The sequence below is a fragment of the Micromonospora sp. CPCC 205546 genome (assembly GCF_036902715.1).
GTDB lineage: Bacteria > Actinomycetota > Actinomycetes > Mycobacteriales > Micromonosporaceae > Micromonospora.
Genome location: NZ_JBAKHL010000129.1, coordinates 1 through 7,619 on the forward strand (window position 1 = coordinate 1; position 7,619 = coordinate 7,619).

Annotated in this window: 9 protein-coding genes; 7 read left to right on the forward strand and 2 right to left on the reverse strand. The window is 68.3% G+C overall.

All coding sequences use genetic code 11. The annotated features are described in order from the left end of the window. The first annotated feature begins 116 nt into the window (after window positions 1-116). Together V6U77_RS29270 and V6U77_RS29275 are read left to right on the forward strand one after the other, a co-directional pair. Complete coding sequence (locus V6U77_RS29270) at window positions 117-437, forward strand: helix-turn-helix domain-containing protein (protein WP_334609978.1); 321 nt, start codon at window positions 117-119, stop codon at window positions 435-437. Between the two features lie 230 nt (window positions 438-667). Further along, window positions 668-2,035, forward strand: a complete 1,368-nt coding sequence (locus tag V6U77_RS29275; RefSeq protein ID WP_334609979.1) for an integrase — start codon at window positions 668-670, stop codon at window positions 2,033-2,035. Here V6U77_RS29275 and V6U77_RS29280 read toward each other — a convergent pair. Continuing rightward, on the reverse strand, window positions 1,950-2,777 hold the full coding sequence (locus tag V6U77_RS29280) for a hypothetical protein (protein ID WP_334609980.1): 828 nt from the start codon (window positions 2,775-2,777) through the stop codon (window positions 1,950-1,952). The two genes, V6U77_RS29275 and V6U77_RS29280, sit on opposite strands and share 86 nt — an antisense overlap. A 285-nt stretch (window positions 2,778-3,062) precedes the next feature. Here V6U77_RS29280 and V6U77_RS29285 point away from each other — a divergent pair, with 285 nt between their 5' ends. The 4 genes from V6U77_RS29285 to V6U77_RS29300 all read left to right on the forward strand — a co-directional run bounded on the left by V6U77_RS29285 (window position 3,063) and on the right by V6U77_RS29300 (window position 6,094). Continuing rightward, window positions 3,063-3,635, forward strand: a complete 573-nt coding sequence (locus tag V6U77_RS29285; RefSeq protein WP_334609981.1) for a TlpA family protein disulfide reductase — start codon at window positions 3,063-3,065, stop codon at window positions 3,633-3,635. A gap of 5 nt (window positions 3,636-3,640) precedes the next feature. Continuing rightward, the gene (locus tag V6U77_RS29290) at window positions 3,641-4,480 is read left to right on the forward strand and encodes a cytochrome c biogenesis CcdA family protein (protein WP_334609982.1); all 840 of its coding nucleotides are present in this window, start codon (window positions 3,641-3,643) and stop codon (window positions 4,478-4,480) included. A 145-nt stretch (window positions 4,481-4,625) separates the two neighbouring features. Beyond that, on the forward strand, window positions 4,626-5,048 hold the full coding sequence (locus V6U77_RS29295) for a PadR family transcriptional regulator (RefSeq protein ID WP_334609983.1): 423 nt from the start codon (window positions 4,626-4,628) through the stop codon (window positions 5,046-5,048). After that, entirely contained in the window at window positions 5,045-6,094 is a 1,050-nt protein-coding gene (locus V6U77_RS29300) for a GlsB/YeaQ/YmgE family stress response membrane protein (protein ID WP_334609984.1), read from the forward strand. The genes V6U77_RS29295 and V6U77_RS29300 overlap by 4 nt, the downstream gene beginning before the upstream one ends. 16 nt (window positions 6,095-6,110) lie before the next feature. On the opposite strand, the gene V6U77_RS29305 is transcribed toward V6U77_RS29300, so the two are convergent. After that, window positions 6,111-6,755 carry a hypothetical protein gene (locus V6U77_RS29305; RefSeq protein ID WP_334609985.1) on the reverse strand — a complete coding sequence of 215 codons (645 nt, stop codon included), beginning with the start codon at window positions 6,753-6,755 and terminating at the stop codon, window positions 6,111-6,113. A gap of 472 nt (window positions 6,756-7,227) precedes the next feature. On the opposite strand from V6U77_RS29305, the gene V6U77_RS29310 reads away from it, so the two are divergent. After that, on the forward strand, window positions 7,228-7,569 hold the full coding sequence (locus V6U77_RS29310; RefSeq protein WP_334609986.1) for a hypothetical protein: 342 nt from the start codon (window positions 7,228-7,230) through the stop codon (window positions 7,567-7,569). Window positions 7,570-7,619: the final 50 nt, after the last annotated feature.

Sequence of the window (7,619 nt, forward strand, 5' to 3'; positions counted from 1 at the left end):
CTGTGTACTTCGATGGACGCCCCAACGGGGACACCCCTTCCTCTGGACCAACATCCAGTCTCAGGGTGTCCACATCTCAGGGGGAAGCCCACCGAACGGTGGGAAGGACTCCTGTCATGAAGTGGAACCTGCGACTGACCGCCGCCAACGCCGGCATCTGGAAGGCCAGTGAGATGCAACGGCTACTCGCCGAGCACGGCCTGGTAATCAGCGCCGGGAAGATGTCGAACCTGTGGTCCGGGCAGCCGATCAGTCTCAAGCTGTCCGACCTCGACGTCATCTGCGCGGTACTGCATTGCAGCATCTCCGACCTCCTCAAGCCCGAGCCGGTGCAGGCCCAGACCCGGCAGGACGGTGAGCAGGACCAGACCCGGGCCGTTGGCGAATCCGGGATCACCCCGCGACCGCGGTCCGGGCGAAGCCTGCCACCGATATGAGATCGCAGCGACGGGGGCTGCTCGGCAGCTGCCGTCACTGCCTGGCCTGGGGCGACCTCTACGGCAACAGCGTCTGCCCCTCCTGCCGCGGACGCAGCGGCTGGTACGTCGGGCCCTGCCGCGGCTGCGCCCGCCGGGTCCGCCTGCTACACGGGCACTGCAAGCTGTGTCGCGCCGAGGCGATCCAGCACCTCGGCCAAAAACGCATCCGCGGACCGATCCCGGCCGGCATGACCTTCACCCACTGGCAGCTGTTTCTCACCGGCTTCGGCACGTCCAACGAACTACAGGCCACGACGGCCGCCCAGCCGTCGGCTGTGCGATCGGCAGGCCAGCCGGTCACCTGGCAGATCCCCGGGCAGCTCGCGTTGTTCTCGTGCCGGCGCGACTTCACGCGGTTCGACCGGCGCGCCCACGCCAACCCGGACAACAGAACACTGATCCACGCGCGGATGGCGGCGCGCGACTTGGGCGAGGCGCGCGGCTGGTCGCACCACCTTGCCGACGAGGTCGACGATGCTCTCGTCGTCCTGCTGTCCGCCCACGCGCCCGGTGACCGGCTCAGCTACACCGAGATCGGCCACGTCGACCGGCTGGGCTACAACGTCTCGCGCACCGCCGAGGTCATCGATCACCTCGGCCTGCTCGACGACGATCGCGCCGACACCGTCGACGCCTGGCTCGCCGGCAGGCTCACAGTCCTGACACCGGGCATCGCCGAGGATGTCGAAGCCTGGTTCAACACCCTGCGCCACGGAGGAACGCGCACCACACCCCGGGCTGTGGGCACCGTCCGGGACTACCTCGCCGCAGCCATGCCCGCCCTCATTACGTGGTCGGCAAGGTATGCGCATCTCCGGCAGGTCACCCGCGACGACGTCCGCGAGCACCTCGACGGGATGACCGGCCTACCCCGCAAGCGCCACCTGGTCGGTTTGCGCTCCTTGTTCCGCTGGTGCAAGAACGCCGGGCGCATCTTTCGCGACCCCACCACGCACTTCAGCGCCGGCAACGTCGGACACCGGCTGCCGATGCCGCTGCCCGCTGACACCCTGACCCGAGCGGTGCAGGCATGCACCACCCCGGCGCATCGACTTGCCCTGGCGCTGGCGGCAATCCACGCAGCCCGACCCATCGCCGTGCGACGGCTGAAACTCGAGGACATCGACCGATCACACCGTCGGATCACCATCAATGGCCACACCCGGCCGCTCGATGACCTCACCGCCGAACTGCTCGACCGGCACCTGGTCGCACGGCAGCGGCGCTGGCCGCACACGCTGAACCAGCACTTGTTCCTCAGCGAGCAGACCGGCCACGATCTTCGGTCGGTCAGCGAAGGGTGGCTGGAAAAGCCCCTACGGGGGCTCGGTGTCACGTTCAAGCAGATCAGCATGGATCGGCAACTCGAAGAGGCGCTGAGCCACGGCCCGGACGCCCTGCACCTGGCTGTCCTGTTCGGTATCGGCGACCGCACCGCCATGCGCTACGCCGACGCCGCCCGCCGGCTGCTCACCGACCATCCGGCTGCAGGTGCCGCCTCTTCAACAGCCGGCACGCCGACACTAGAAGGAAGTACGTCGTCTTCGCCGCGATGACGAACTCGTCGTCGTCGATCACCAGGTGCACGCTCGCACCACCCGGGATCTCGGCCTCGGCGCCTCGATGAGTACCGCGCAGCAGCGCCCAGCTGTAGCCGTGCTCAAAGCCGGACAGCAGGCGCCAGGTGCCTTCCAGGAACGCCGCGAAGTCCGCCTGCCCGCTAACGAAGCTCAGCTTCGGCAGCTCGTTGGTCACGACAATCCTCTGATGGATCTTGTCGAACGGCTCCCCGAGCTGGGCCGCCTCCGCGCGGTAGGTCTTCAGCGAGTTCTGCTCCTCACCGCGCTCGCTGTCCTCGATCAACGTCCGCAGTTCGGGCAGCGCTTTGAAAGCCCTGCGGTGCTTGCGCTGCTCGTAGAAGTCCTGGACCTCCGAGCGCAGTCCCCGGATGCGCCGCACCCGCCCCACGTCGGGGTCGAGGATCCAGGCGGCGAGGAATGCTGCCTCGAAGGTCGGCCGCAACAGGCTCCACGGCGCCCACAGCGTAGCGCCGTGGTGCTTGAACAGCGCGAGGAGCGCCTCGTGGTTGTCCCTGGCCACCCCCAGGTACTTGATCACCGCCATGTATGTTCGCGGTCCGGCTACCTGAGCCTCATCGAAGGCACGGACGGACAGCAGGCGCCTGTCGTCCAGCGACGGCAGGCTCTCCAGCTCCCGAAACTCCGCGGCGAGTACCCTCCAGTACTCGGGCAGGTTGCCGAGGTCCATCTGATTGCCGGTAGGGACGAGTGCGCGCACGCGAGCAGCGTACGAGCCTTCCCTGCACAGCTCCAGCCCCGTTCAGCGTGGCCCAAATCCGCAAGATCGCGCTCGGGTGCACTGTTCCTGCCGGCGACGCCGCATATGGTCAGGCCGCACTCCAGAGAAGCCCCCGGCGACCGCAGGCTGGTGGTTCCTGGCGCGCGACGCGCGGCGGCTCGGACAAGCAGTAAACCCGCAGTGACCGTCGCCTCGGCGGCTGTACCGTCATCACGGCACGCGGCGTAACGATGGCGAGAACGACCACGACGAAGGGGGAATCCCGTGCGGAGACGTTCCGTACTGGCCGGCGCGACCGTGGTCGCCGTTACCGCACTGACCGGATGCGGCGACGGCACCGAACCACCGGCCGCAGCCGACACCCGTGACACTGGCCCGCTGACGCCGAAGACCGTCTATCCGGTAGGGCAGCGACCCGACGCACCCACGCTCGGCGGTGAGCTGCTCGACGGCACCACCTTCGACCCCGCTACCCGGACCGACAAGGTCGTCGTCATCAACTTCTGGGCCTCGTGGTGCGCCCCCTGCCGCGCCGAAACCGACGACCTCGAAGCCGTCTACCAAGCCACCAGGAACGATGGTGTGACGTTCCTGGGCATCAACACCCGCGACAGCAAAGACGCCGCGACCGCGTTTGTGCAAGGCCGGGTCGGCTACCCGAGCCTGTTCGATCCCGCCGGCCGGGTCGCGATGGGGTTCAACCACGTGCAAGCGTCCTTCCTCCCGGCGACCGTTCTGCTCGACCGCACAGGCCGCGTGGCCGTGGTGTTCCGCAAAGCACTGGTGCGAACGGAACTTGAACCTGTCGTCACGGACCTCGCCGCCGAGAAAATCTGACAACAGTGGGATCCACCCTCGCCGACATTGCCGCGACCGGCCCGCTGCTGCTCGCCGTCCTGGTCGCCGCCACCGCCGGGCTGGTCAGCTTCCTGTCACCGTGCGTGCTACCCCTGGTGCCTGGCTACCTCTCCTACGTCACCGGCCTCGCTGGCGACGACCTCCGCGCAGCCCATCAACGCGACACCGCACCGACGGACCCCGGCTCAGCGTCCGCCGGCACCGTCGCCACCGCCAAGGCGACCGGCACCAAGTCCCCCTCAGCGGCCCGACGCCAGGTCCTGCTCGGCACCGCCGGCTTCATCGCAGGGTTCACCATTGTGTTCGTCACCATCACCATCGCATTCACCGCCATCGGCCGGACACTGCTGGTCAACGCCCGCACCATCGAAATGATCGCCGGAGCCATCGTCATCGTCCTCGGCACCGGCTACCTCGGACTCATCCCCGCCCTGCAACGCCAAGCCCGCATCAACCGGCTACCCGCCGCCGGCCTGGCCGGCGCCCCTCTACTCGGCGCCACATTCGGGCTGTCCTGGACCCCGTGCGTCTCACCCACCCTCGGCGCGGTACTGGCCCTTGCCGTCACCGACGGCACCACCGGCCGCGCCGCCGTGCTCGCCACCGCCTACTGCCTCGGCCTCGGACTGCCCTTCGTCGGCGTCGGCCTCGGCCTACGCCGCGTCCTGACGCTGACCGCCACCGTACGGCGTCACCACCAATGGATAACCCGCATCGGCGGACTACTGCTCATCACCATCGGACTCGCCCTGCTCACCGGCGGCTGGACCACCTTCATCAACTGGCTACGCGCCATCGTCGGCCCCGGCCAGATCAGCATCTGAAATCAGGAGCTTCAGGCTGTAACCGGAGCTGGGCAACCTCTCCGACGACCAGCACAGAGGATCTCCATCCCCTGCAAGCTAGGACTGGGCGGCGTTTCTCACCGCCTGGCCACCGATATAGCTTCATCACCGGTATATTGAGGCCATGGCCACGCCCACGCCGCTTCGGGAGCCCACCTTCCTGATTCTTACCGCGCTTGCGCGGGAGCCCATGCACGGTTACGGCATCATCAGCGACGTCGCCGCGCTCTCCGGCGGTCGGCTGGCACTGCGACCCGGCACCCTCTACGGCGCGCTTGATCGCCTCACCGACGAGGGGCTGGTCGAGCGGGACCACGAGGAGGTCGTCGAGGGGCGGCTACGCCGCTACTACCGGCTCACCGAAACGGGCCGATCCGTGCTCACCGCGGAGACCGAACGGCTGCGCCGCAACGTCGAGGCCGCCAGCCAGCGGCTACGGATTCGGCCCGCAGGCATCCCCGCCGCCGGCGGCACCTCACGCTCCCCTGTCAACCTCCCGGGGGCGGTCGCCCGCCCCACCCTTCGACCGACCGGAGGCCTGGCATGAACCAGCCCAACCCCGCGCCGGAGCAGGCCGGATCACCGCTGGAGTCCCGCTACCGGCGACTGCTGCGGGCCTACCCGGGTGACTACCAGGCCGAGCGGGGCGACGAGATCGTCGGAACGTACCTCGACACGGTCAGACCAGGGCGACGCTGGCCCTCCCCACACGACGCCCTCGACCTCCTCGGTGCCGGGCTCCGGGAGAGACTGCGCGGGTACGGCGCCTCCGGGCTGGCCGCGGCCTTCCCCCTAGCCGCGACCGCCGCGCTGAACACCCTCGTCGCGGTCGCGACCTTCCTGCTCCTGCAGGTCGAATTCGAAGACCCCCACTTCGCCAGGCTAGACCCGGTTGGTCCGTTCCAGACCCTCGGCGCTGCCATCTGGCTGGGCTGGCTGGTCGTCGGCCTCACCGCCACGGCGCTACCCGGGGCCTGGACCCGCACCGCCGCGGCCGGTGGTCTCCTGCTGACTGTCGCCGTGCCACTCGTTGCTGCTCTCATCGGACAACCCCGGCCGCCGCTGTTCGTGCTGCTTCCCGCCGTCGCGCTTGGCCTGGCCACCCTCGCGCTGCCCTCCCACCCCGGCTGGGTAGCACGTAGCCTGCCGCTGCTCACGGCCGGCTGTGTAGCAGCCGTGTCCGTGGCATTCAGCGCCGCTGAGAACGGCGGAAATATGCTCACCTCGTACAGCTCGACTCCCGAGCTGTTGGCGATGGCCGGTGGGCTGATGTTCGCACTGGTCCTACTCGTCGGCATCGGCCGCGCCCTGCGAGCCGACGACGCCGGCCTCTGGGCGACCCTGCTCCTCGCCACACCGGCCGGCCTGTTCGGCGCCAACCAGCTCAGCCAGGGAATCTGGGGCAGCCACGGCGGCGGGCCTACTCCGGCGGCACTCGCCGCCACGACCGGTTCGATCATGCTGGCCGGCGCGGCGCTGCTAACGGCAGCCCTCGCTGGACAAGCTTCCCGACACCGGACCATACGCCGACGAGTACGCGGCAACGCCTGCCCGACCTGCGGACACCAGCCGGAGGCAACAGCAGAGGCCTGACCATCCCACAACCTGGCTACCCCCGAAGGTGATCAGGCGGTGTCGACAGGTTTGGGTGCGGATTATTGGTCGTCTCGTCGGTGTCGGGCCAGAGCCGGACCGCCCGCGCGGCGGCGTCGAGAATCACCTGGGCATTGACCTGCACCCGCGACTCGGGGATGTCATACGCCGGCCACTCGCAGACGAAGGCCACCGGCCCGGCCGGCGGTAGCGGCCAGACCCAGTAGTGGGCCACGTGCCGTCGGGCGTCCGACTCGGCGCTGCCCGGAAACAACAACGGACCAGGTGGCTCGGTGTCCAGCGGTGTGAACGCGTGCCGGTCCATGTTGGTGACGCTGCTCCCGTCGGCGAAAAGCACACCGACCCGGAGGAACTCGGCCGGCAAGGGCGTACCCGCCCAATACCCGATCCGGTGGTGGTGCGAAAGATCGGCCCGGTGGTCCGGCGTACGCAGAACCGCAGTCACGCTGAACTCCAAGCCTGTGGGGTAAGCGAGCAAGCCGCTGATCGCGACCGCCGCGCGGTCGGTGTGGACCAGCAGATGGTTTTCGGCCACGACACCGGGGATCACGTCCTCGGGTTTCATCCAGGCGGGACGGGGCGGTCTGAACGGTTCTGGCTCGACGTCCGGTGCCGCTACCTGGCGATCGAAGAAGCCCATACGGCCCACCTTCGCACAAACCCACGCCGTCGTCGGGCCGCCGTGCACCACCGAAGTCAGTTCCGGCACACACCCGGCGGTGCCGCGGACGGGCATCCATCGGTGGCCGGCAGGGCGTCAGCAGGCATCGACTGATCTGCGGAGCGTCGGTCACGAAGTGATGCCTCGCGTGCATACGCGGACACCGGGACATCTCAACTGGCCGCCAGGAAGTGTCAACGCGATCGACGCACCACATAGGCAAACCCCTGCGGGACCGAGTCCGCAGAACTTTCCTGGTTCCCTCGCCGCCCTGAAGCTCCAGAGCCGAACAGAGAACACCTAGCCCATCACCATCCAGTGCCAAGCGCCTCTGCTACCCGGCAGGGGCGCTTTTGCATGCCCAGAAAATGAGGAATCAGTGCAAGACCACCAGAGCCATTCAACTCGACCCGCCCATCAACACTCTCAACCTGTCGACCAAGCCGCTCACGTGGCTGGATCTCGGCCGCCAGCTCCCGCGAACCCGACGCACAACCGCCCGCCCAATGTCGAACACACTCCTCAGTTCGCCAAACGAGCCCTTCAGAATTCCCGAACTCACGGCGGACTCGCGGACACCGCCTGGGAGCCGGCAGCGGTCTACCGGCATCTGGACCGCCTGAGTGGCATCGCGCAGCGGGCCGGCATCGAGATCGTGCGCGTCGGTACCGGTGACATCCGGGCCGACGCGCTCGACCCGGAGCACCGCTTCGCCTCCATGCCCCTGTTCACCCTCGGCCCGAACGGTGAGCGGGGCTGTCTCGCTAACGGTGTTTCCGGCGATCTTGGTTAGTAGGTTTCAGCGGCTGGGAAGCGGTCGCTGAAGGTGATGGCGAAGGCGTT